Origin of the sequence: Domibacillus epiphyticus (assembly GCF_001975785.1) — a bacterium.
Lineage (GTDB): Bacteria > Bacillota > Bacilli > Bacillales > Domibacillaceae > Domibacillus > Domibacillus epiphyticus.
Genome location: NZ_MSFI01000001.1, coordinates 290,959 through 313,047, shown reverse-complemented (window position 1 = coordinate 313,047; position 22,089 = coordinate 290,959). Strand labels below are relative to the sequence as shown.

General features: G+C 38.9%; 17 protein-coding genes, 3 pseudogenes and 1 riboswitch. Of the genes and pseudogenes, 4 read left to right on the top strand and 16 right to left on the bottom strand.

From position 1 onward, the window contains the following. Nucleotides 1-87: 87 nt before the first annotated feature. The gene (locus BTO28_RS01535; protein WP_076763368.1) at nt 88-1,101 is read right to left on the bottom strand and encodes an HD domain-containing protein; all 1,014 of its coding nucleotides are present in this window, start codon (nt 1,099-1,101) and stop codon (nt 88-90) included. A 13-nt stretch (nt 1,102-1,114) separates the two neighbouring features. Next, nucleotides 1,115-1,197, bottom strand: a riboswitch (cyclic di-GMP riboswitch). A 283-nt stretch (nt 1,198-1,480) separates the two neighbouring features. On the opposite strand from BTO28_RS01535, the gene BTO28_RS01530 reads away from it, so the two are divergent. After that, nucleotides 1,481-2,662, top strand: a complete 1,182-nt coding sequence (locus tag BTO28_RS01530) for a DUF4317 domain-containing protein (RefSeq protein ID WP_076763365.1) — start codon at nt 1,481-1,483, stop codon at nt 2,660-2,662. Between the two features lie 436 nt (nt 2,663-3,098). On the opposite strand, the gene BTO28_RS01525 is transcribed toward BTO28_RS01530, so the two are convergent. Genes BTO28_RS01525 through BTO28_RS01495 form a run of 7 tightly spaced genes read right to left on the bottom strand, consistent with a single transcriptional unit; the run spans nt 3,099 to nt 12,661 of the window. Continuing rightward, nucleotides 3,099-4,904 carry an IucA/IucC family protein gene (locus BTO28_RS01525; protein WP_076763363.1) on the bottom strand — a complete coding sequence of 602 codons (1,806 nt, stop codon included), beginning with the start codon at nt 4,902-4,904 and terminating at the stop codon, nt 3,099-3,101. Further along, entirely contained in the window at nt 4,891-6,105 is a 1,215-nt protein-coding gene (locus BTO28_RS01520) for an MFS transporter (protein WP_076763360.1), read from the bottom strand. Before BTO28_RS01520 ends, BTO28_RS01525 begins: the two co-directional genes overlap by 14 nt. Before the next feature lie 9 nt (nt 6,106-6,114). Beyond that, nucleotides 6,115-7,407: a lysine N(6)-hydroxylase/L-ornithine N(5)-oxygenase family protein gene (locus tag BTO28_RS01515; RefSeq protein ID WP_076763358.1), complete on the bottom strand. Its 1,293-nt coding sequence runs from the start codon at nt 7,405-7,407 to the stop codon at nt 6,115-6,117. Further along, complete coding sequence (locus tag BTO28_RS01510; protein WP_076763356.1) at nt 7,386-7,991, bottom strand: GNAT family N-acetyltransferase; 606 nt, start codon at nt 7,989-7,991, stop codon at nt 7,386-7,388. Before BTO28_RS01510 ends, BTO28_RS01515 begins: the two co-directional genes overlap by 22 nt. Continuing rightward, nucleotides 7,981-9,783: an IucA/IucC family protein gene (locus BTO28_RS01505; protein WP_076763353.1), complete on the bottom strand. Its 1,803-nt coding sequence runs from the start codon at nt 9,781-9,783 to the stop codon at nt 7,981-7,983. Before BTO28_RS01505 ends, BTO28_RS01510 begins: the two co-directional genes overlap by 11 nt. Further along, nucleotides 9,761-11,284 carry a pyridoxal phosphate-dependent decarboxylase family protein gene (locus tag BTO28_RS01500; RefSeq protein ID WP_076763350.1) on the bottom strand — a complete coding sequence of 508 codons (1,524 nt, stop codon included), beginning with the start codon at nt 11,282-11,284 and terminating at the stop codon, nt 9,761-9,763. The genes BTO28_RS01505 and BTO28_RS01500 overlap by 23 nt, the downstream gene beginning before the upstream one ends. 12 nt (nt 11,285-11,296) lie before the next feature. Then, entirely contained in the window at nt 11,297-12,661 is a 1,365-nt protein-coding gene (locus tag BTO28_RS01495; RefSeq protein WP_076763347.1) for an aspartate aminotransferase family protein, read from the bottom strand. 680 nt (nt 12,662-13,341) lie between these two features. Between BTO28_RS01495 and BTO28_RS01490 the strand changes: the two are divergent. Continuing rightward, a pseudogene (locus BTO28_RS01490) lies at nt 13,342-13,503 on the top strand (aldo/keto reductase); the annotation flags it as partial. Nucleotides 13,504-13,634: 131 nt separating this feature from the next. Here the strand turns inward: BTO28_RS01490 and BTO28_RS01485 are convergent. Further along, nucleotides 13,635-13,949 (bottom strand): MTH1187 family thiamine-binding protein, encoded by a 315-nt coding sequence (locus tag BTO28_RS01485; protein WP_076763345.1) that lies wholly within the window; start codon nt 13,947-13,949, stop codon nt 13,635-13,637. Between the two features lie 1,296 nt (nt 13,950-15,245). Between BTO28_RS01485 and BTO28_RS17355 the strand changes: the two are divergent. Beyond that, nucleotides 15,246-15,453, top strand: a pseudogene (locus BTO28_RS17355) (hypothetical protein); the annotation flags it as partial. 157 nt (nt 15,454-15,610) lie between these two features. Here the strand turns inward: BTO28_RS17355 and BTO28_RS01475 are convergent. After that, nucleotides 15,611-16,009, bottom strand: a complete 399-nt coding sequence (locus tag BTO28_RS01475) for a VOC family protein (protein WP_076763341.1) — start codon at nt 16,007-16,009, stop codon at nt 15,611-15,613. Between the two features lie 205 nt (nt 16,010-16,214). On the opposite strand from BTO28_RS01475, the gene BTO28_RS01470 reads away from it, so the two are divergent. Continuing rightward, entirely contained in the window at nt 16,215-16,418 is a 204-nt protein-coding gene (locus BTO28_RS01470; protein ID WP_076763339.1) for a hypothetical protein, read from the top strand. 152 nt (nt 16,419-16,570) lie between these two features. Here the strand turns inward: BTO28_RS01470 and BTO28_RS01465 are convergent, their stop codons facing one another. The 6 genes and pseudogenes from BTO28_RS01465 to BTO28_RS01440 form a co-directional block, all read right to left on the bottom strand. Further along, entirely contained in the window at nt 16,571-17,875 is a 1,305-nt protein-coding gene (locus BTO28_RS01465) for a hemolysin family protein (RefSeq protein ID WP_083711231.1), read from the bottom strand. Nucleotides 17,876-18,653: 778 nt separating this feature from the next. Continuing rightward, the gene (locus tag BTO28_RS01460) at nt 18,654-18,881 is read right to left on the bottom strand and encodes a hypothetical protein (protein ID WP_076763334.1); all 228 of its coding nucleotides are present in this window, start codon (nt 18,879-18,881) and stop codon (nt 18,654-18,656) included. 682 nt (nt 18,882-19,563) lie between these two features. Continuing rightward, a pseudogene (locus BTO28_RS01455) lies at nt 19,564-19,945 on the bottom strand ((2Fe-2S) ferredoxin domain-containing protein). A 55-nt stretch (nt 19,946-20,000) separates the two neighbouring features. Beyond that, on the bottom strand, nt 20,001-21,422 hold the full coding sequence (locus tag BTO28_RS01450) for an Asp-tRNA(Asn)/Glu-tRNA(Gln) amidotransferase GatCAB subunit A (RefSeq protein ID WP_076763331.1): 1,422 nt from the start codon (nt 21,420-21,422) through the stop codon (nt 20,001-20,003). Continuing rightward, nucleotides 21,415-21,600, bottom strand: coding sequence for a hypothetical protein (locus BTO28_RS01445; protein WP_076763328.1), 186 nt, complete (start codon nt 21,598-21,600; stop codon nt 21,415-21,417). The genes BTO28_RS01450 and BTO28_RS01445 overlap by 8 nt, the downstream gene beginning before the upstream one ends. Nucleotides 21,601-21,725: 125 nt before the next feature. Beyond that, nucleotides 21,726-22,085, bottom strand: coding sequence for a nitrile hydratase accessory protein (locus tag BTO28_RS01440; protein WP_076763325.1), 360 nt, complete (start codon nt 22,083-22,085; stop codon nt 21,726-21,728). Nucleotides 22,086-22,089: the final 4 nt, after the last annotated feature.

Sequence of the window (22,089 nt, the reverse complement as noted above, 5' to 3'; positions counted from 1 at the left end):
TTATAATACCCCGGTCATCATGTCCGGAGTATGATCCGTAAACATCTACCTTGATAATGGTTTTTTTCCCGATGGAAGAATAAAATTTTAATCAGAGATTTTCGTTCTTTCCCCTGAAATTATTTCAATTTCCCATGTCCCATTGTATTGAGGCCGATTGTTCCGCTCAGTTACCGTAATCGTGCTGTGATGCACCTTAAATTCCACTTCTCCTCCCCCTCTTGTAATAGAAGCAGATAATCCGTCTATCAAGCAAAACAAACGAAACATTGGTTTCAAATACCAAGGGAAAGTGTCTGGAAGCTCATTTTCAGCATGGTGATGATAACGAATAATTTCTACAACATCCTCATGAAGAGAATAAAATTTTTTTGCCATTTCTGCTCCTCGGAAAGCATGAAGTTTGCCATCTTCAAATAATTTTTTAGGGTCCACCACATCTCCTATGGATAGAACCGGCTGTACCTTACACAAGTCATGGAAGATAATAGCCTGTATCAGGTGCTCTTTATTGATCCCAATTATTTGCGTAACCCCTTCTTCACATAAGCTTGATAAAAGTTTTAAACAATTCACTACGTGACGGTATCCTCCGTCTGGAATGATGTCCGTTATAGTGATCATTTTGCTTTCTGGATCATATTGATCTATATATTCCACCGTGTTTTTTAGCTTATGCTTCACTCTATCATCCGGTAGTGTCAAAGCAAACGCTAAATCTAGTTCATCACGAATTGTTACGAGTTCAGTTACATCCTTTCCGGTGATTACAATCCCCTTTATAACATTATCTTTATATATCGGAACAGCATTCACAGATATTACTTTATTGGTTATTGTTTTTTTTACAACACCCTTTTGTGATTTCCCAGATTCTAGAACTCCCTCTATTAATCTTCCTCTGATCTTCGGAACATACTCCCCAAAATCAAGATCTTTAAAGTTTTTCCCTATGTAAGAAGTGCTTTCAAGCTCCAAAGCCCTTTCAGCTGCAGAATTCATATACATAATCCGCATTTCACAATCTAACAAAACAAGTGATTCGTCTATTGAACCTAACACATCTCTGAAAAAGTTTTCTTTTTGTAGTAACGAGTCCATTTCCTTATCTCCTTTTGGCAACCCAGCCATCATTGCATCTGCTTTAGATCTGTGGTTTTGCGTCCTTATTTTTCAATAAGTTTGCCATTTTTCAATTTGAGCTTTTACTATTATATGAAAAACTTATCAAAATTCAACGCTCTTTTGTAAATAAATTTTCAGAATTAGTCTAATTCAGTCTAAATTAAGAACAAAATGAGCAGCTGCACTGTAAAAATAAGACAGAAAGATCGCATCAGTATAATACCCAAGTTTTTAAAAACGTTAGTACGCAATGAAATATTATTTTTGATAAAAACAAATAATAATTTAAAGGGCGAAGGTTATTTGTTATTCTAGTAAGTATGCAAATCAGGGCAGTTTAGGAGTGGATTAAACCATGAACAAAAAAGACATTGCACAGATTCGAAAACAATTTAAAGCAGGTAATGATTTACTCAAAATCTCCGACATATTTAATGTCTATATCATGAAGGAATCAAGTGACATTTATCATCATCAAAGTCAACCTTTTGAAATGCTTGACGAAGATCAACAGGAGTTATTTATGAATAACTTCAAAAAATTACTTGCCGGCCAATTGGATGAAAAGCTCTTTGAGTTAAAGTTTCAACGGGACGCTGAAAATAATAGTCAGCTCATTTTGCATCAAGGATTGCTAAGCGGTGATGTAGAAGGCTGGAAAGAGCAGATGCTTCAAATCATCGGCAAAATGCTTGTCCTTCGGCAGTATGAGAAGGATATTGTCGTAACATTCATTCGCGGAGAATATTTTAAGCCAATGAAACGCCGTAATGAAGAGGCCGAGGAAAGCGAACGGAATACAGTTTATTCTCACCCGTTTATTCTATGCAGCATAAATAACACACAAGAGCCGAAAAAAGAACTGCTTTTTGACTATGTCGAAAAAGAGTTCAAATATCATTTTGTCGTTGATCCCATTATCAATCTAAACGCTCCCATCTCAGGCTTTCTGTTTCCCTGCTTCACCGATAATGCAGCAGATGTCAATCACATATTATATTCAGCAGGCAAGGTTCATGAGCCCGATCACCCGTTTATAGAGGAAGTATTAAATGGGGAAGAAACGATGACGGCAAAAGATGATAAAATCGTTTTTGAGGAAATTATTAAACACGTAACAGGTGACCAGCTAAGCACAACTGCACTCTCTAATGTATATGAAGAGATTAACCGAATGATCGAGGAAAATGAAGAGGAAGAACCGCCAAAATTAGATTCCAAAGACGTGGAACGTGTTTTAAAGATGAGCGGCCTTGAAGAGATTGATTCTGAAAAGATTGAATCAGCTTACCAAAAAGTAATGGATGATGACAAATATGAGATCAAAGCCAGCAGCATCCTGCCGAAATATACGTCAAAATCGATTAAAATTAACACGAAAGCAGCGAACATTTCTATCAGTCCACAAGATTTAAGATATGTGAGACAAATTCTTTTTAACGGTAAACGCTACCTCATGATCGAAGTGGAAGAAGATACCGTGATCGAAGGCTTCACTATGATTCCAGAAGCCTTGGCCGGTGACCCAGATAATTAATACAAAAATGTATCGGATCCTGCAATAATAACAACTTTTCTGACAAACATAGTGGACGGGTCTGAGACTTCTGAGAAGAGAAAGGTTTTGGAACCGTCCTTTGAAAAGATTTTGATGGTTTATTCCACGCTAAGCCGCTGCCAGAAATTTTCCACTTTACTGAACGTTTATATCAAAATTGTTCCGGAGCAGAACCATGTACTTTTGGTAAGTCTCGGCCAAAAGGAACTGAAGATTACAAGTTAGACCAGCTTATGAGAAAATCAGGTGGAGTTAGTAATCTGTATTGTTCGTTTTATTCAAATATCAACAGAGTTATTTAACAGAGCCAATCAAAAAGAAAATCAGTCTATTAAAAAAGGTGAGCATAGATGATACTATACTCACCTTTTTTATGATCTATAAACAGCTGTTCTTACAAATTTGGACAGTCCCCTTAAATTGGCGTTTGAGAGGCAACCTCATAAAGGGCATTAGAGACTTTTCCATACTCACTCGCATGCGGGCGGTCATCTCCGTCTCCATAGCCATAATCAAACATGCGATTCCGATTGAGTGCCAGCTTTGTAAATGTTGGGCGTAACAAATCAAATAGCTTGAATCGTTCTTCTAAATGCGGAAATCTTCGCTGGTAAGACAGGATTTCCTCACGCACAATACCCCAGAAACGATATTCGGAAAATCGTTCATTTTCATGAAGAATGTTGCTTAAATAACGGAAATGACAAATAAATAACCCGGTAAAAATAAACTGGGTCAAACCTTCAGGCGGTTCGCTGCGCAATACTTTTTTCAATTCGGGAGACAGCACCGAAAGCTCCGGAAACGGCTGATCACTAATATTCACATCATCAACAAAATCTTTCATAATGGTCCGCTCCGGCCTATAGTTTTTCAAGACAAGCACCGTGTTTTGTCCATGTGGTGAAAATACGGTACCGTATTGATATAAGTAATGAAGCAAAGGAGGTAAAATCGCTTTTACAAGCTTATTCACCCATTGTTCGACTGTGAGGCCTGATTTTTCAACTAACTTTGATATAAATGGTGTTCCTTCATGGTCCACATGCAGCAATGCCGCCAGTGTAATAGCGTGTTCATCATCTTGCAGCTCCTGATAAACGCTCTCTCTCCAAACCACTCCAAGCATTTCAAGATATTGATAAGGAGCTCCCGCCAGTTTCGAAAACGTCCGGTGGCTGACATTCATGGTCGCAACCTCCCCCAAAAGACCAAGGCGGCATTCTTCTTTTAAAAACAGATCATTTTCCAAAATGTTTTTCATAAATGTCGTGACTTCAGGAGCAATCACCGTTCTCTCGCTCGGCAATCCTCGGTATACAAGTGTATTTAAAATACTCATTGGCAGCTTTACATGATACTTGTTCTTTTTCGTTACATTCACAAATGTACGGATAGATTGCTGAGGAAGATACTCGTCTTCCCCTTCCCCTAACGGTATCAACTCTTTGCTGGCTATTTCAGAAGCGAACATAGATACAATGACACGATCCCATTGCCAGGCGTGTATGGGCATAAAATAATAATCCTTTTCTTGTACTTTTTCGGCTCTCAATTTTATCTCAAAACGCTGCCGGGCCTTTTCATCAAGCTCTTGCTCCATCACATGCTCATAATCCAATCCTTCCACCGAATGAAACGTTCCGAGGTCTTTATGGATCGCAATCCATGAAAGCGGTACTTTTTTCTTTAGTTCGGGCGCATACTGTATATAATCATCATACCCAAAACCAATCCGCCCTTTGTTATATGTAATCCACGGATGTCCCTTCATCTCCCCTTCCAGCTCGGCATAGTCCAACTCCGTCAGCTCATCAGATGATTTGGATCTTTCTTGTAAATGAGTGTCCGCCACTAGTGTATGCAAATACTCTTTTACTAAATGTCCTGCTGTAGAGCCCGTCATATTTCCCTCTTGTTGAATGCCTAACAAAAGAACAAGGGACAGCGGTATGTCTTTTACTTCAGTTGTTATGATTTCAATGCTTTCAGGCAAAACATAGAAGCTATTAAACAAACGGGACTTTGCTTGAAATCGGTACACGGTTCCTGTTTTATCCATCCATTCGTAAAATTGAACGTTCTCTGTCTCACTGAGAAGCTTTGGCGTGATAATTTCTTCATACATAAACTCTTGAAGCATTTTAGCTAAGAGCTGGTGATCTGCATTTTTCCAATTTTCCTCTGTTAACATCTGTATAGGTGTTTCAGAAATTTTCATGTTGTTCGACTCCTCTTTTTATTTGATATAAAGATGATTTATACATCATCATTAAAAGAAGGGCTGTGCCCAGTGCCGATCCAATTAAGAGGAAACCACTCAGAAGAAAAGGCCCTTTAGTCCCACTATGTTTTACCATCATCAAAGCAGCCATTGGCGAGAAAAGCAAAGCTGCGTTTTGTACCGATGCTACGAGGCTGTAAGAAAGCGGTGATGTTTTTCCAATTTTCATTTTGAAAAAGAGAATATCAACCGCCGCCAGACTAATAAAAAAGAACAAACCATACATCATTCTAATCAAAACAAACAACCAAAAGGGACCGACTAACGCTTGGATAAAAAGCAATCCTGCTGTTATCCCCATTAAGCTGATTAAAATAACCCTGATATGCGATTGAAGATACTGTTTCGGCAGTGAAAACTGCAGCATAACCGCTACAAGGCTCGGCATTACATACAACAAGCTCGATTCTTGTTTTGAGATCGTAAAGCTGTTGTCAAGAAAGACCGTAAAATAAGGACGAATCGTATGATGTCCGATATAAAAGAGAAACACAATAAGTAAATAAACAAGAAACTCCCCTTGCCATTTCACATCTTTTGATAAGTTTTCTTTCTTCCGGTAGGTTTCCTTACTTGTAATAGACTCATGGCTTGAGAGAATAAAACAACCTGCGGCTGCCAGTATGAGATCCATCAATGCAAACACGTAATAGCTGTTTAAAGGAAACAGCTGGCTGACGACGAAGCTGCCTGCAATTCCTGATACGATGGCGCTTCCGTGAAATACAAATAAGTAAGTAGATGTTGCTTTTACTTTTTCATCATCATTCTTGCTTGAAGCTACCATCGCTGGATACAGCAGATAAATGCTGCTTTGAAAAAAGAGCAAGACCAGTGAAGCTGCTAAAAATTGCGGAAAGGTATAGCTCATGGGCAGCAGTATTTTGCACCCTGCCATGACTGTTAACGCGATCAAAATGAGCTTCCTAAATCCCCATTTTTTTGCAGCCACTGCCCAAATGGGTGTCATGATCATCACGACAAGGCGGCAGCAAATAATAAATAAGCTCGCTGCCTGTACTCCGTCTACTTGAAAATATCCCGAGAATAATTGCGGATAAAAGGGTGATAACAACATTTCTGAAATCAATGTAACGAGCAAGCAGCTATATATAAACCCTTTTTCACCCTTTGTCATGGCTTTCTACTATAGTCCAAACTGCTGGAATACGTTTTTTTCGTGTGTTTGATAGATTTCTTTCGCTGCTAACTGGTTGATGATAGCCGCACTACGAAAGGCGCCCAGCCCTAAATCAGGTGCACCTACACCGTGTGTATGAAGCTCACCGTTCTGAATAAATATATGATTTTGGCCTTCCTGTTTTAGTTTCACTTTATAATCTTCTTGAATCACAAGCTGCCCGGTTTCGTCCTGTTCCACTATATTCTCCATTCCTTTTAAGCAATCTGGAATATAAGGATGGTAGCCAGTCGCAAGAATAACAGCATCACTTTCGATCTGTGTATGTTCTTTTTGTTCATGCTGGCACAGCGATAAGGAGTATCGACTGTTCCCTTCTTTGATGGACGCTAGTTCAGTTAATGCTTGCAGGTGAACGTGCGGTTTGTTATTTCCGACTGTCCGCTCATACAATAAATCATAAATATCACCGATCGTATTAAAGCTGATTCCTTTGTATAACAGCGCCTGATTATTTAAAGCACTTTGTTTCTTTTCTTTTGGCAATTTATAGAAATAACGGGTATAATCCGGCGAGAAATGCTCAAGCCCCAGCTTGGAATATTCCATCGGATAAAATCCTTTGGATCTTGTGAACCACGACAATTGATAATCATGATCCGGCTGTTTAGACAATAGGTCATAGAAAATTTCAGCTGCACTCTGTCCAGAACCAATGACTGTGACCGAATTTGTCTTGAGTACATTTTCCCGCTTACTTATATATTCTGAGGAATGAAAGATGCGATTGCCAAGAGATGACTGGAACTTCCCGGGAACGTATGGTTTTGTCCCCACACCGATTACCACATGCTTGGCGTAATATGTTTTTTTCTTTTTTTGGGCACCTGCCAAAACGGAAACGCGATAATAGCCTTCTTCCGTTTGATCAATATTTTCTACTTTGCATTCGAAGTGAAGCTTCGGGAGCTGCTCCGCTACCCATTGACAATAATGATTATATTCAGTCCGTGGAATATGAAATTTTTCAAAGAAATAAAAATGATACAGCCGCTTTTGCTCATGCAGATAGTTTAAAAAGCTGAAAGGGCTTGTCGGATCTGCCATGGTGACGACATCTGCCATAAAAGGGACTTGCAGTGTTGTTCCTTCCAGCAGCATCCCCGGATGCCATTCAAACCGCGGTTTTTTATCAAAAAACAATGAACGGCATTCTGTTTTTTCAAGCAATGCTGCTAATCCGAGATTAAACGGACCAATTCCCACTCCAATAACATCTAAAATCTGTTCGTTTGCCAATCTGTCCACCTTCTTTCAAACCCTTTGCGTTCACATATCATCAATAAACCTGTTTTATCAGGTAATTCGACTTCCTTGACAGGCTGAAAACCGCACTTTTTGAATATGTGAATCATTTTTTCATTTCGTATATCTGGTTCTGCTATGATTTGATTTGTTTCGAATACTTGAAACTTTTTATACAAAATGGTTAGCAGCAGCGGGTATATAAATCCTTTCCCTAAAAACTCCTGTGGTCCAATCAACAAATGGATGCCCTGATCATGCTCTTCAAATTCATACAATTTTCCGATTACATCATCCTTAACCCAGTACGACTCCCAATAACTCATAGGAACACTTCCGAGTTCGCCAATTAAAAGTGTTTGATGGTCATCTTGCAAAAATCTTTGTAAATGGGCTGCATAGTTTTCCAATGAAAGATTTAAATTCCAAAAAGGAATAACATGTTTTTCATGCATCCATGAATGAAGCAATTCTAAATCCTCTTTCATGTTTACATGGCGAAAGGAAATGGTCTTTTGGATCAGGGAATCATATCGTTCAAACGGATACATTTGTTGAATGCTGGTATTAGACTTCATGCAGTTCACCTGCTGTTTCAGCCAGCGGATTTGCAACATCAACATACACCGATTGCGTCTCAAGAGACCCGACAAGTTCATCCATATCATGAACCCTTGTCAGTAAATTCGCTTTGCATGGGAGCTTCTTTTCAAACAGCAAAGAATCTAATAAGGTTGTATGATCTCCTAGCTGCTCCTTAAAGTCGGCCAGCTCCTTTTTCATCATAAACAGTAATCGCTGTTCATCGATAAGACGATTAACTCCAAAGGCATTGATTAAACCGAACATGTGATTGAAAAACACATAATACCGAAATCGCTCCTCTGCAATCGAGTCGGCACATATCGTGTCGCTTTTTTCATTTAAAGATGGGACGAGCCGTTTTAACGCTTTCGCCTTTGATTCCATAAAATAGTATCCTTGATTGTCACGATAATAAAAGACAGCTGGATAGCCTCGTTCGTCAAGCTGTATAATAGAATTTTGCTGATGGGCTTCCAGTGCGATCCCGTATGCAGCATATAACCAGTACAGTGGATGCAGACTTACTTTTAAATAGCGGGTAAACCATTGTTCACTTGCTTCCTCAGTAGAAATTCCTTCCCGGCTTGCAATATCGGAAATGACATTGGTTAAGTGAGAATCCGCTCCTGTAATATGATCCTGGCAAAGAGCCGCAAGCAATGTCACCCGCGAATCATTGCCTTTCTGAAATGGATTTTCACGGATCACCACTTCAAATCCCGTTTCTTCCATGGAAAGCTTTAACGTAATATAAGCCGGATCCTCGATAATGCGAAATGCAGGATGGTGTTCTTTTAACTTTTCGGAAATCCCGCTATGAAGCAAGCGGCTGACTTCTACTCCCCGGTCGAGCTCTTTTCGTCTGTTTATACGCAGTGAATTTGTAATTTTCACCGGAATCGAAAACTTGTACATGAAGCTTGCTTCCGGATGATATACTGTCCGAACAGAAGATGTTGGATAAAACTTTCTTCCCTGCGGACCAAGGTACGCGAGTTTGCCTGATTGAATGAGATCACACACATCCTCCCGACCTAACAGCTTTCGTGCTTGCAGCGGATGAACAGGGAGCAGTGAAAAATGGTCATCCCGGCAATACTGGTTTTTAAAAGATTTCGGAACAAACGGATCTTTTCTTAGTTCTTCTTTTATCAGCATAGAAGCGTTTTGAGCCAAGATAGAATCTTCATCGACAATCTCGTGTACGGCCCGGAAATAGTGAAGCTGGAAAGACCCTTTTCTCTCCGGCGCGAAAATATGCTCTTCATCTTCATCGATTCCTTGACGGCTTTTTGGAGTCGGATGTACTTGATGTCCAATTAACAAAGACTGCTCGGACTGAAGAAACGTTTTTTCCGTTTGATAGCACTCTTCCAGATCACTGCTCCTATCCGAAATAATTCTTTTCATGTTTTGATAGCTTAGAATAGTTCGGAGCATAAACTCATCAGCCTCTGCAGGTTTATCAGACAGGAGTGATAACTCTTTTTGTATAAATACCATTAATGTCATGTAATCAAGCTGTTTCATTTCATCGTCTTTCACTTGATAATACATGATGGGCGAAAACAGATGACGTTCTGTTGCCGATTTATACCGGACTGGAAAATACAATGTAACGGATTGCCGGCTTAATGAAATGACTAATACTTGTTTGATTCTTTCATCTTCTAATGGAACAGCCACTTCATCGGCGGGTTTCCATTCTCCTTCCCCTGTTTCTCTTACATAACAATTAATCAAATTCTGTATGGTAAGATGATTAGCAACGAACGGAATATCCATACCGGTTCTCTCCTTGCTCTTTCTCTATTTTTTCTCCAGCTTCCTTTATTCGCTTTATATTTGTTTGCATATGGCTTAACGTATTGAGAGGATTAAGCATTGTAAATTTCAAGTACACTTTTCCAGCTTGCTTTGTTTTGGCCATGATGAGTTGGCCGCTTTGATAGAAAGCGCGTTGAAGCTCAAGGTTCATTTCGTCAACATATTTCTCGTCCCGGTGCTCATGTAACGGCACGTAGCGAAATACGATAGCATTGAGTTCCGGCTCATTCAGCACTTCAAAACAAGGTTCATTCTTTAATAGCTTCGCCGTTTCTTTCGCCAGATTGATTGTATAATCCACCATCTCCCCAAACAAATCGGTTCCCATCAATTTAAACGTCATTAACAGCTTCAAAGCATCAAACCGTTTTGTTGTTTGTGTACTTTTTTCCACTAAATTGATAACACCGTCTTCCTGGTCTTCTTCAGGATTTAAATAATCGGCATGGAAGGCGATTTGCTGAAAGTCCTGCTTATCTTTGACGAAAAAGGCACCGCAGCTGATCGATTGATAATAAAGCTTGTGAAAATCAATCGTGAGTGAATCTGCTAAGTGTAAGCCACGAATGAGTCCACTGTATTGATGGGAAAACAGTAAGGCCCCCCCGTAGGCGGCATCGATATGAAACCATAATTGCTCCTCGGCTGCCAGCTCTGCTATATCTTTTAGACAATCTACGCTCCCAAAGTCCGTTGTTCCTGCGGTTGCCACGATCATAAAGGGAAGAAATCCTTGTTGTCTTAGATGTCCGATTTTTTCTTTGGCATCCTGTAAATAAAGTTGATTTTTGTCATTTGTCGCTACTTTGATCACGGCATTCGTTCCCAGCCCAAGCTGAGCCGCAGATTTTTGGACGGTAAAATGGGCATGCTCAGAACAAAGAATCCGCAGCCTTCCCGCCTCAGCTGGAAGCCCTTCCTCCTGAACATGAACGGAGAAATGTGCTTGGCATGCTTTATTTCGAGCAAGCAGCAGCCCCATATAATTAGATTGTGTTCCGCCGGTTGTAAAGACACCATCAGCTTCACCCGAATAGCCGATATGCTTCGTAAAGAACTTAATGAACTCCGTTTCAACATAAGTAGCAGCGGGGCTTTGATCCCACGAATCCAACGATTGATTCAATGCATTGATAATCACTTCTGCTGCGAGAGACGGAATTAGAGGCGGGCAATGAAGATGCGCCATGGCAGAAGGGTGAGAAACCCATAAAGAATTTTTCACAATGACATTTTGAATCTCTTCCATCACCATATCCGTTTTCTGTCCTGCAGCTGGGATCGTGAGCATTTCTCTCACTGCTGGTTCAATATCTTGACGAGAAGCTCCCGAAAAAGGTTGATTGGTTCTTACTGTTTGATCAGCGATTAATCCGACAGCTTTATCCATCAATGCAGGGTACATATTCTCGCTTTTATCGCCTGGATGAAGAAACCATTTTCTAAAACTCTTTTTCATTTCTGCCACCTCCTATCGCAAACCAAATTGAGCTTCAGCACTTGTTATGGCCTCATAGAAACGGTGTAACACTTCATCAACTTGCTCTTTTGAAATAATCAATGGCGGCAGCCAGCGAATAACCGTGCCAAAACGTCCTCCAACCTCTAAGATTAAGCCTCGATTCAAGCATTCTTGTTGAATTTTTTTGGCAAGTTCAGGATGTGCCGGATAACTTCCTATTTGGTTTGACTGTTTCATCGGATTAATGATTTCAACACCAATCATGAGTCCTCTGCCTCTTACATCCCCAATGGAACATAATTGCTTTTGCATAGACTTTAACTGAGCCGTTAAGTAAGTGCCCATTCCCTGTGCGTGTTCCGGAAGCTGGTTATCTTTCACAAAGCGCAAAGTGGCACAGCCGGCTGCCATGGCCATTTGGTTTCCTCTAAATGTTCCGATATGCGTTCCTGGCTCCCATTGATCAAGACGGCGATCATAAACAACAACAGATAGCGGAAGACTTCCCCCTATTGCTTTTGACAGCACAAGAACGTCCGGTTCAATGCCGGCGTGCTCGAATGCAAACATTTTTCCCGTTCGGCCGATACCTGTTTGTACTTCATCAATGATGAGTGGAATGCCGCGTTCTTTTGTAATGCGGCGAAGCTCTTTTAACCACGCGACAGGAGCCGGAATCGATCCTCCTTCACCCTGTACTATTTCTACGACTATACCAGCGGGCTTAACAATACCACCTTCTGGATCATCCAGTACATTCTCGATATATCGAGCGCCAATGCGGTGTCCATCCTTCCCGATACCGAAAGGGCACCGGTATTCATATGGATATGGAAGAAAGTGGTTATCTGGTACAAGTGCGTGAATGTTTTCTTTAGGAGCTGTCGTCCCAGTGATGCTCAGTGTACCGTGCGTGGACCCGTGATATCCTCCTTGAAAAGAAAGAATTGATCTATTACCGGTTGCCGTTTTTACTAGCTTCAAGGCTGCCTCTACTGCATCAGCACCCGTTGGACCGCAAAAATGGATTTTTGCTTTTTCAGCAAATGAAGAGGATAAAGAAGCGAATACCTCATCAATAAATGCTTCTTTTACTGGCGTCGTCAAATCAAGAGTATGTAAAGGCACATATGACTTCATAAAATCTTGAATGGCTTCCCGGACAACTGCGTGATTATGGCCTAATGCCAGTGTTCCCGCTCCTGCTAAACAATCGATATACTGCTTTCCGTCCATATCTGTTAGATAAATGCCTTCTGCCCTTTTAATGGCAAGAGGTAATCTTCGTGGATAGGATCTTGCGTTTGATTCCCTTTTTTCCTGCATTGATAACAATGCTTCATTGCCTGAATAAGTTCCAATAGATACATCCATCATCCGACACTCCTTTATTTATAATCATGATGATTGAGTTTAGATTAAGATTTTGCTGCTTAATCTAAAGGGCTACAGGATTTCATTTAAATGATAATGATTTTCATTATCGTTAACAACTTCCATGATAATTGATAATGATTATCAAAGTCAATTAAAATATGAAAAATATGAAAATCATCCCAAAAGAAGCATTTTAAAGTTATAAAGTTGAATGGTAGTTCTTATGCATTAGAAACGAAATCAGCGTCATCGCAAATATTGTATTAGTTGTATTTAATCCCGCTGCGTACTTTTATGGATGCTATTCCAAATTAATTATGGATAATATTTACTTAATTACGGGCTACTTGTCTCATGAAACAAGTTGTCTTTTTTACTCATAAATATTGCATTTACTTGAGAAGGATGTACTTTGATTAAGCATATGACGAAATAGATGGAAAGTAGTGTTTAGCAGGTGGTAGGGGCTTTTATGAAACGACCATAACGAACAGATGCTTATTTGAAGATACCTAAATACGGGCTTCTTGAAGAGACTACTTATTAAAAAGAAGAAGTGGCCCTGTTGCGGCGTCTTTTAATTTTTGACTTTTCAGCACTGAGATAATCATTTGATTTTTAGAGGATATTTAGGTGACATATAGAACTCTTTTAGTTAAAGTGGAGGTTCTAAGATGGCCGTTTCTATTCCAAAATCCGCATCTTCTGTACGGCAGCTTGAAAACATCTCCATTTTTGATTTCTCTCTTGATGAAACAGAAATGAATTTGATGACAGGATTAACTCACCCTGACGGCAGAATTAACGATCAAAATCCTGCGGTATATAAAGAATTTTAAGGAAAGCAGAGGGGTGTCTTCTCCCCTCTGCTTTCGCAATTAAAGATATAAAATATTGAACAGGAGAACTGCTCAGTTAATCTCTTCCTCTATACATCCCACCGTGAGGACCCTATTGCGTACAGAAGCTTTTATTCCTCAAGCAGACCCTTTATTCGGTCTACTTTATCTTCCATTTTACGTTCTTTATCACGACGGTCATCGATTCGAATATTTGTACAGACTCTAGCAAGACCTTTTTCAAAAGGTACTTCGTGCATCGCTTGGATCACTTCAAACAATTTAGGCAGATCGCCTTCAATGATCGTATTCATGGGTGTCAATTGAAAACGAATTTCCCCTTTATCTTCATATTGCTTTAGTACTCTTTGAATATCTGCCACATAGCTGCTAACACTTGAAGTCTGTGTACCGACAGGAATAACCGTTACATCGACTATGGCCATTTTTATTCACCAATCCTTTATATATATTTCAATCAAGAAGCCGGCTGACATTTACCCTATATAGACAAATGTTTTTACTATTATAACTCAAACTTCGCACCTGAGTAATGAGATATAAGCTTTAAAGCTAAATACGAAAAAGTGAAATAAAAACTGGCTATGTTTCCTGATAAACGTGTGCTAATTGACGTGAGTGCAACTTTAGCGTCATGAATACACATCATTCTTATAAAAAGTACGTTTTATCCGATCAGTTGAGTTTATGGAAGTTAACCCTGTTTTTAAAAGAGACTTTTCGAATTCTCCTCTATTTTTAAGATAGGTGTATGGCTTTTGTTTTTGAAATGATACCAAAATTTCTCACTGAATAAAGAATGGGTGGCCTGCCTGAAAAATTAGACCGTATTCAGCGTCCCTTGTGTCACAATAAATTAGCAGGCATTCCTGCGTCAACTCCATAATTATTTTTCAACCCTAATGTTTTCGCACTATTGACCGTAAGCAAGTCAAGTAAATCTATAATCTGCTCGTACCCCATTAACTGACAATCTTGAATCTCTATGTGCAGAATTTGAATCATACTGCCGATATCCAGTGAAAACTTTCTGTATAGACAGTGATTGTTTTTATTTCATAAATACCAGAAATATATAGTAATTTTTTGAATTTTGCACAAAATGCACTTAGTTGTAATGCTTTTGCATTTCCCTCTTTTAAACCCTTGTTAACAACCTCCCTAATACCAAACAAAAAGAGCAAGTTTTGATAAAAGAGCGATAGAGTACTTTTTAAGGCGGCAGCTTGTACAAACGGAACATGAAGCATTAAGTATAGAATCAGATGAAGAATTGCTGCTCGCGTACCTACCAAGAGAGATTAAGGAATGGCTGAAGAAAGAAACGGCGGAAAAAGGCACCAGTAGTATGCAGGATTTGCAGGGGATATAATTGAAGCAGCATACAACAGAGAACAGTGAAGGGTGATTTCAAATGAGTTTTTCAAAAAGAGCAATTTGAACAATGGCATTATAAAAAATGACAGATCAGCCCCGTCTCCTATGGAAATTAGTGTTTCTTTATAATAAAGTTTGATCACTACTATTCTTTATTTATCTGTACTCTAATTTTCGGGTGATCACTGAAGATCCCCCAACAAATCCGAAAATGCTAAGTCCAAACCCCATCGAAACCCTTCAAGATTAATACAAGGAAGAAAAGAAACCGTAACATCCAAAAACCAGGATGCTGCCGTTTAAACCGGTCGGCAGCATCGATGGAATCGCGATTTGGGCTCTGACAGAGTGGAAGCAATGAAAACACCAACGGCCTGCTTCGTGAGTTTTTTCCAAAAGGCACCGATTTGGACAAGTTGACAGGTGACGAGCTTGGCCGGGCTCTCCAGCTGCTCAACAACCGGCCAAGAAAGTCTTGACTGGCGCCCGCCCACACGAAGGATTCATCGGCGAAATACAGCACTTAACTTGACAAATGATCAAAAAATGTGAAGTAAATATCAAATAACATGTTAATCCATAGTGAAAATCCCATACAAAAACGCTCAGAGAATGATCAATCAAAACTAGTAAAGTTATTTCATATAAAAGAGTATTACTCCTTATGAAGTAATGTTGCTTTTAATACAAGTGAAGACAGTGAAAACTTTCACGAAGGAAGATTTAATTGCCACGATACTCCAAAACGGTCATTTACCCAACCAAACCTCTGACTAAAACCATACTCACCAATTGGCATAAGTGCTTGTCCACCCTCGATAAGTTTCTCGTAAAGGTTGTTAATTTCTTCTTCAGTATCACAAGTAACAAAAATGGAGAATGAAGGAGTAAAAGAAAACTGATGCTTCACATTACTGTCAATGCACATAAATTCTTGCCCTTTTAAGGAAAAAGCAGCCTGTATGACAGTTCCTTCGTCTCCAGCTTCATTTGCTCCATAGCGAACAATGCTTGTAATTTCTGAATCGTCAATGATTGTTATGTAATGATTCATCGCTTCTTCTGCTTTACCATCTTGAAACATTAAAAATGGGGTAACTTTTTCCATTAACATTCAACTCCCTTCGTCACTTAATTAATATCTTTTATAATGAATGAACTGACTTTAATTTATGACCATTCAATAAAATAATTCAATCCGAGTCATACTTCTTCAACTAACCTGCCCCGTTGAGGATAATTTATTCGCATAGATAGTCTGAATAATTAATCATACAATACATATCCTACTCCTGTTTAGGAGGTGAAATTTCATGGCCAATCAAAGTAATAATCAAAATCAAAAAAATAACAAAAATGTGGCAGAGAGCATTAAGAACACAGCAGGCTCTGCATTTGAAACAGCTCATAATGCTTTAGAAACAACAGAAAATATTGCAATGAATACTGTTGATGCAACTAAAAACGCTGCAAACAATTTAACAGGCAACACAAAAAACAATCGAAACAATCAATAATGTATGAAAAAACGCCATTTTTCTGGCGTTTTTTATTCATACATTCATTTCAAACAATAAGAAATCAACGCTCAAGGATAATTAAAGCACTAATTTAGTCATTTAAAAAAGACCGAAAAAAATCGGTCTTTTTTGCTTTATTTATAATTCAACTACTCTTCTGTTATTTCAACTCTTGAAATCATTACTTTATCTACTCTGAATTGATCCATATCCACTACTTCAAGCAGCAAATCCCCAACTTGAATAGTATCCTTCACTTTAGGTATTTCACCTATTTGATTCGTAATAAATCCTCCCAGTGTATGAAAGTTACTGCCATGAAGGATTGTTATTTCTTCTAATTCAAAATATCTCATAAACGTGTCGATTGAAACGAGTCCATCTGCTAGCCAAGAATTCTCATTTCGTTCAACAATCTGGGGTTCTGTTTCATCTTCTGGCATGTCGCCGACTATATTTTCAACGATATCATGAAGTGTTACAAAGCCTTCAATGCCGCCATATTCATCTATGACAATTGCTTCATGCTGGCCGGATTTCTTCAAAATTTCAAGCGCTTGAAACACTTTCATCGCTTCTGGGAGAACCAGTGTTTCTTCTATACATTCTGTTAATTTAAATTCCTCCGCAGAAACCATTTTTGAAAATACATCTTTTGTATGAAGGATTCCTTGAAAATTGTCTAAGCTCCCTTCTCCAACAGGAAATTTAGAGTATCGACTTTCATTCATTCTTCTTATATTTTCTTCAAATGAATCCTCTATATCAATCCAAACAAGTTGTGTACGCGGGGTTAAGATATCTCCCAAACGCTTGTCTCCTAAATAGAATATTTGTTCAACAAGATCTTGTTCGATTGCTTCCACAACTCCACTGTAAACACCTTGTTCAATTAATTGGGTAATTTCTTCTTCCGTAACATCCGGTTCTTTGGTCGGTTTTATTCTCATTAGTTTCAACACAATTTCTGTCGATTTACTTAAAAACCAAATGAGAGGCTTTCCGATTTTCGAAAAATAAAACATCGGTTTTGCTACCGCACAAGCGACCTTTTCAGGATTTCCCATCCCAATTCTTTTTGGTACTAACTCACCTATTATTAATGATAAATAAGTTGAAAGCCCGACAACTACTGCAAAACTAAGCTCGTAACTAAAAGGTGAAAGAACTTCAATTTGTTCAACATAAACAGCTAACTGGCCTGCTATTGTGGCTCCACCAAAGGCACCTGTAATAACACCAATTAATGTTATTCCAATTTGGATGGTTGATAACAGTTGATTCGGGTCCTCCGCTAATTTTAATGCGTATGCTGCCCGGGAATCGCCTTCTTCTTGTAGTTTTTCAAGTCTGTTCTTTTTAGAAGTTACAATCGCAATTTCCGTCATAGCAAAAATACCATTTGCTATAATAAGGATTAATACAAATACAATGGAAATCCATATACTGTCCAAAAAAATCTTCACCGTTCCTTTAATGAAATATTGGTATTAGGTATTTACCCTAATACCATATATTATATCACATCAATTGTTCTTTTATTGATAATTGATCTTAGTTGCTTCCCTTTATAAATGAAACTTATATACATATGATCGTCCTATACGTTTAAACATTGGCTTTTAACAGTAAAAAATCATATAAAAAATGAGTTAGGAAATGTACCTCCAAGATTGATTTTGCTGACCGTTTTTTTTTCTAAAACCTGTTGTCTCAATAAATTATTTCTCTTTATCTTGATTTATACGTAATGGAGATTTTGTTTAGCAGACGCGCCCTTCTTTTCAAGATTATCCGGCCATATTTTTCCTCACCCAGATTATTAATTGATCCTTAAATCCTTCATTCACCCACCCCTTTAAAAACAAAAAAAGAGGACACCGATCACACAGCAATCAAGCTGCACAATCAGTGTCCTCAGGCTTTCCTATCTTGGACATATTCAGTTACATATACTACAACAAATTTCCAATCGAAAAATTCTATTCTAAAATTAATGCTGAACACAATTATCGACTTCAGCTTATCTTTTACTTATAAAATTCATCTTCGAAGTAAAAAGTTGATGAATGCTCTTTAACAGTATAAGAGTACCGCTTCATATTCTTTATATACTGTGATTTAGTTATTGTTACATATTCACCAGTTGTTTTTATTCTTACTATTTCTCCAATATCGTACTTGTTTTTACCTGCCATCTTCATACCTCTTTTTCATAACAATTAAGTCTTTTTAACACTGCTTTTTTATCTTTATTTGCTCATTTTCTATCCGTATCCCAATTAACAGTTGAGTGGTCCTGTCCTTTAGAAAATGAATATCATCAGATTTTGGATCTAAGTAAGAAATTTCAACCTTGCTTTCAGGATTTAGCCGTTCATGGTCTTGCTTAATTTTTTCAATTTTATAATCTAATTCCTTTTGGTTATTGGCGAAAGTGAGTCTAGTCATGGTTTTCATTTACAAACGCTCCTTTTAAATCTACATTTAGACAAAAGGTGACACCCTTCCTCCAATCCACTTTTAGCAATTTTGTCTATAGGGTTAATCCTCCACCTCTATCTTACCATATCACCAGGTTTAATCTTTATTATTCACCTTTCAAGGTTGAAGATACGCTTTTCTTTTCAAGGTTAATCTGCCATCATTTTTCTTCACCCAGGTTATTAATTGATTTTATAATTCTTCATTTTATCACCCCTTTTAAACGAAAAAGAGGACACCGATCACACAGCAATCAAGCTGTTTAATCAGTGTCCTCAGGCTTTCCTATGGACGAATTCAGTTAAAGACAATATAACAAATTATATATCGGGGACCGTCAAGAATTTTGTGTAAATGACGAATCCCTATACTTGCAGTTCGTCATTTAATCAGCGGTTTTGAACATGTCTGAGTGCTCTGCACGCGATTGATCGAAACCGATATGGCACTGCACGGCGAAGCCTGCTTCGCCCCCTATTTCCCCACATTGAAGGCCTCTTCTGCGAAAGCGGGTAATGTAAACCATGACATCTTTTTTAATGTTTTACGATAAAACATTATAAACTGTTTTTTAAGCCATTGAAGTTTTACTTAACTTTCCATTGTAGAATGGGACAGTGCCTTTTTCATGATTCTGTAAACTATTCATCATTCTCGATTACTTTTTAACTAACACTTCCTTTTTTAGTTTGCCTTTTGCCGTTTTGGGGGTAGGTTGAAAAGACTCATCGCAGTAGGATAAACTAATCTGTTCAGCAAGCGGGCTTCCACCTTTTAAATGTTCGTGAACCAATTTTTCTGCGTGCTCTGTTGTCATATCTTTATACCAAACGCCTTCCGGATAAACGATTACAACACAGGCGTCTTGACAGCGACCGTTACAGCGGGTTCGACTTGTATGAATAAAATTGGTCGGCTCCAGCGGAAGCAATCTCGTTACGGATAGCTTGAGTTACTTCTTCCCCACCTTTTCTCATACAGCTGCTGCCATTGCAAATTAATACGTGGTGCTTAGTTTTTGATAAATCCCATGTCGCCAATTTTCCACCACTCCTATTTACTCAACACACACTATTATCCTTTTTTTCATACCACTCACTTAACAGCTTCACCCAATTGTGGTTTTTGATTGCCCATTGGCTTTGTTTGTTCAAATGCAAAACCGACTTTTAGGAGTGTGCTTTCATCAAATGCTTTTCCAATTATTTGCATGCCCACAGGTAAACCTTTACTTAAACCACATGGAATCGATAAACTAGGAAGTCCACTTAAGTTACTTGGTGAGTTCAACCGAATCAGGTCATTGGTAACCATGCTTGGTTTCCCGTTTACCAACGTGGTTTCTTCCCCTATTTTTGGTGCCACAATAGGCAGTGTAGGCGCTATAATTACATCAACAGACTGGAAAACTTCATTGAAATCCTGAACGAGTTTACGGCGTATTTGCTGCCCCATCACATAGTCAACAGCACTCGGCATTTCCGCTAAGCCCAGGGAAATTCTAACGTCTTCACCAAAATCAAGAGGGCGTTCTTTCATATTGTTATGGTGAATGGCACCTGATTCTCCCAAGATAGTTACATACTCTGCAAAAAGAGTATGTTTTAGTGCAGGAACAGATACTGGTTTAATCTCGGCCCCCAAAGCCCGCAGCGTTTCAATTCCTTCCCTGACCCTTGCTGAAACTTCTTCATCAATATCTTGGAAATAATAGTTTTCTTCCACTCCAATTACCAATCCTTTAATATCCTCTTTTAAAAACTGAGTATATTTTTGGACAGGGACATTTATCGTGGTCGGATCATTCGGATCATAACCAGCAATGGCTTCGAGCATGATAGCCGCATCAGTCACTGTCTTCGTCATCGGTCCGACATGATCAAGGGACCAGGAAAGCGGGAAGCATCCATGCTTGCTGACCCTTCCATGTGTAGGTTTAAGTCCTACAATACCGCATGCTGCGGATGGAATTCTGATAGATCCAGCTGTATCAGTTCCTAAAGAAGCAATCGACATATCTGCCGCAACTGCCGCTCCTGAGCCACCGCTGGACCCGCCTGGGATACGCTCTGTATTCCACGGATTGCGGCATGGCCCAAAATGCGGATTATTTGTTGTCCCGCCCCATGCATACTCGTGCATATTTAAAGTACCTATCAGAATCGCTCCAGCTTGTTTTAGCTTTGAAACAACAGTTGCATCATAATCTGCTGCAAAATCCTTGTGAATTTTCGATCCCATAGTGGATACTTGTCCATCCAAGAAAAAGATGTCCTTAAGAGCCATTGGGATACCATGCAGCGGGCCTAAATAATTTCCTTCCGCAATCTCAGATTCCGCCTTGCTGGCCGCCAGCAGGGCATTTTCCTCGTCAATTCGGATAAAAGCATTAATTTTTGGATTATGAGAAATCGCTTGTTCCAGAACCGATTTTGTCAATTCAGTTGGTGAGATCTCTTTGCTGGCAATTAAGGGGGCCAATTCTTCAATAGACATCTTAGAGAGTTCTTTACTCATTATTCATTTCCCCCTTTGGAATGAGGAAAAGTTCCATATTAAAATCATCGAGTCTTTTTTCTTCGACAGAAGATCTTAATTGTTCAATCCCCTGCCAGACCTCTGATATAATTTCATACTCTTTTTCAGACAGGGAGATACCCTTAGAGTTAAGTACTGTTTGGATATACTGTTTCAAATCGTCCCCTCCAATTATTCATTCATTAGAAAAGTAACTAATTATTTAAATATTCCGACTTTTAAAGATAATATTGCAGGTCAAGCAGGAGATACGAAATCCTGCCCCGCACCTTTAAATCATAATTAAAATTCATCTCTCACTCCGCTGAGAAATTCGTTTGCACGTTTCTCTATTTCCTGTTCGTCTAATATTCCATTTTTCATAACGAGCTCTTCAAGGGCTCCCATCCAATGATCGTAATAGCTCCATTCATTTTTTTCCCCATCGGTGTTTTCCCACGAGGCAATCTTCTCAACCAAAAGACTTCGGAAATCATCCCATGAGCTATATATTTTTTGATCATATAAAGCGATCGCCATTCCAAATGCGCGACTTTCCCAGGGCTCCTCGAAATATAACTCCCCATTTTTCCTCGGAGGTGAAGATTCCTCCGGCATAGAGGCCATAACTTCGTTAACTGACTGAACCTCACATGTTTTCATTTTT

Bases quoted from the DNA above. Each gene is read 5' to 3' on its own strand.
- BTO28_RS01535 (WP_076763368.1), bottom strand. From the start codon at position 1,101: ATGGACTCGTTACTACAAAAAGAAAACTTTTTCAGAGATGTGTTAGGT.
- BTO28_RS01530 (WP_076763365.1), top strand. From the start codon at position 1,481: ATGAACAAAAAAGACATTGCACAGATTCGAAAACAATTTAAAGCAGGT.
- BTO28_RS01525 (WP_076763363.1), bottom strand. From the start codon at position 4,904: ATGAAAATTTCTGAAACACCTATACAGATGTTAACAGAGGAAAATTGG.
- BTO28_RS01520 (WP_076763360.1), bottom strand. From the start codon at position 6,105: ATGACAAAGGGTGAAAAAGGGTTTATATATAGCTGCTTGCTCGTTACA.
- BTO28_RS01510 (WP_076763356.1), bottom strand. From the start codon at position 7,991: ATGAAGTCTAATACCAGCATTCAACAAATGTATCCGTTTGAACGATAT.
- BTO28_RS01505 (WP_076763353.1), bottom strand. From the start codon at position 9,783: ATGGATATTCCGTTCGTTGCTAATCATCTTACCATACAGAATTTGATT.
- BTO28_RS01500 (WP_076763350.1), bottom strand. From the start codon at position 11,284: ATGAAAAAGAGTTTTAGAAAATGGTTTCTTCATCCAGGCGATAAAAGC.
- BTO28_RS01495 (WP_076763347.1), bottom strand. From the start codon at position 12,661: ATGGATGTATCTATTGGAACTTATTCAGGCAATGAAGCATTGTTATCA.
- BTO28_RS01485 (WP_076763345.1), bottom strand. From the start codon at position 13,949: ATGGCCATAGTCGATGTAACGGTTATTCCTGTCGGTACACAGACTTCA.
- BTO28_RS01475 (WP_076763341.1), bottom strand. From the start codon at position 16,009: ATGGAAAAAGTTACCCCATTTTTAATGTTTCAAGATGGTAAAGCAGAA.
- BTO28_RS01470 (WP_076763339.1), top strand. From the start codon at position 16,215: ATGGCCAATCAAAGTAATAATCAAAATCAAAAAAATAACAAAAATGTG.
- BTO28_RS01460 (WP_076763334.1), bottom strand. From the start codon at position 18,881: ATGAAAACCATGACTAGACTCACTTTCGCCAATAACCAAAAGGAATTA.
- BTO28_RS01450 (WP_076763331.1), bottom strand. From the start codon at position 21,422: ATGAGTAAAGAACTCTCTAAGATGTCTATTGAAGAATTGGCCCCCTTA.
- BTO28_RS01440 (WP_076763325.1), bottom strand. From the start codon at position 22,085: ATGAAAACATGTGAGGTTCAGTCAGTTAACGAAGTTATGGCCTCTATG.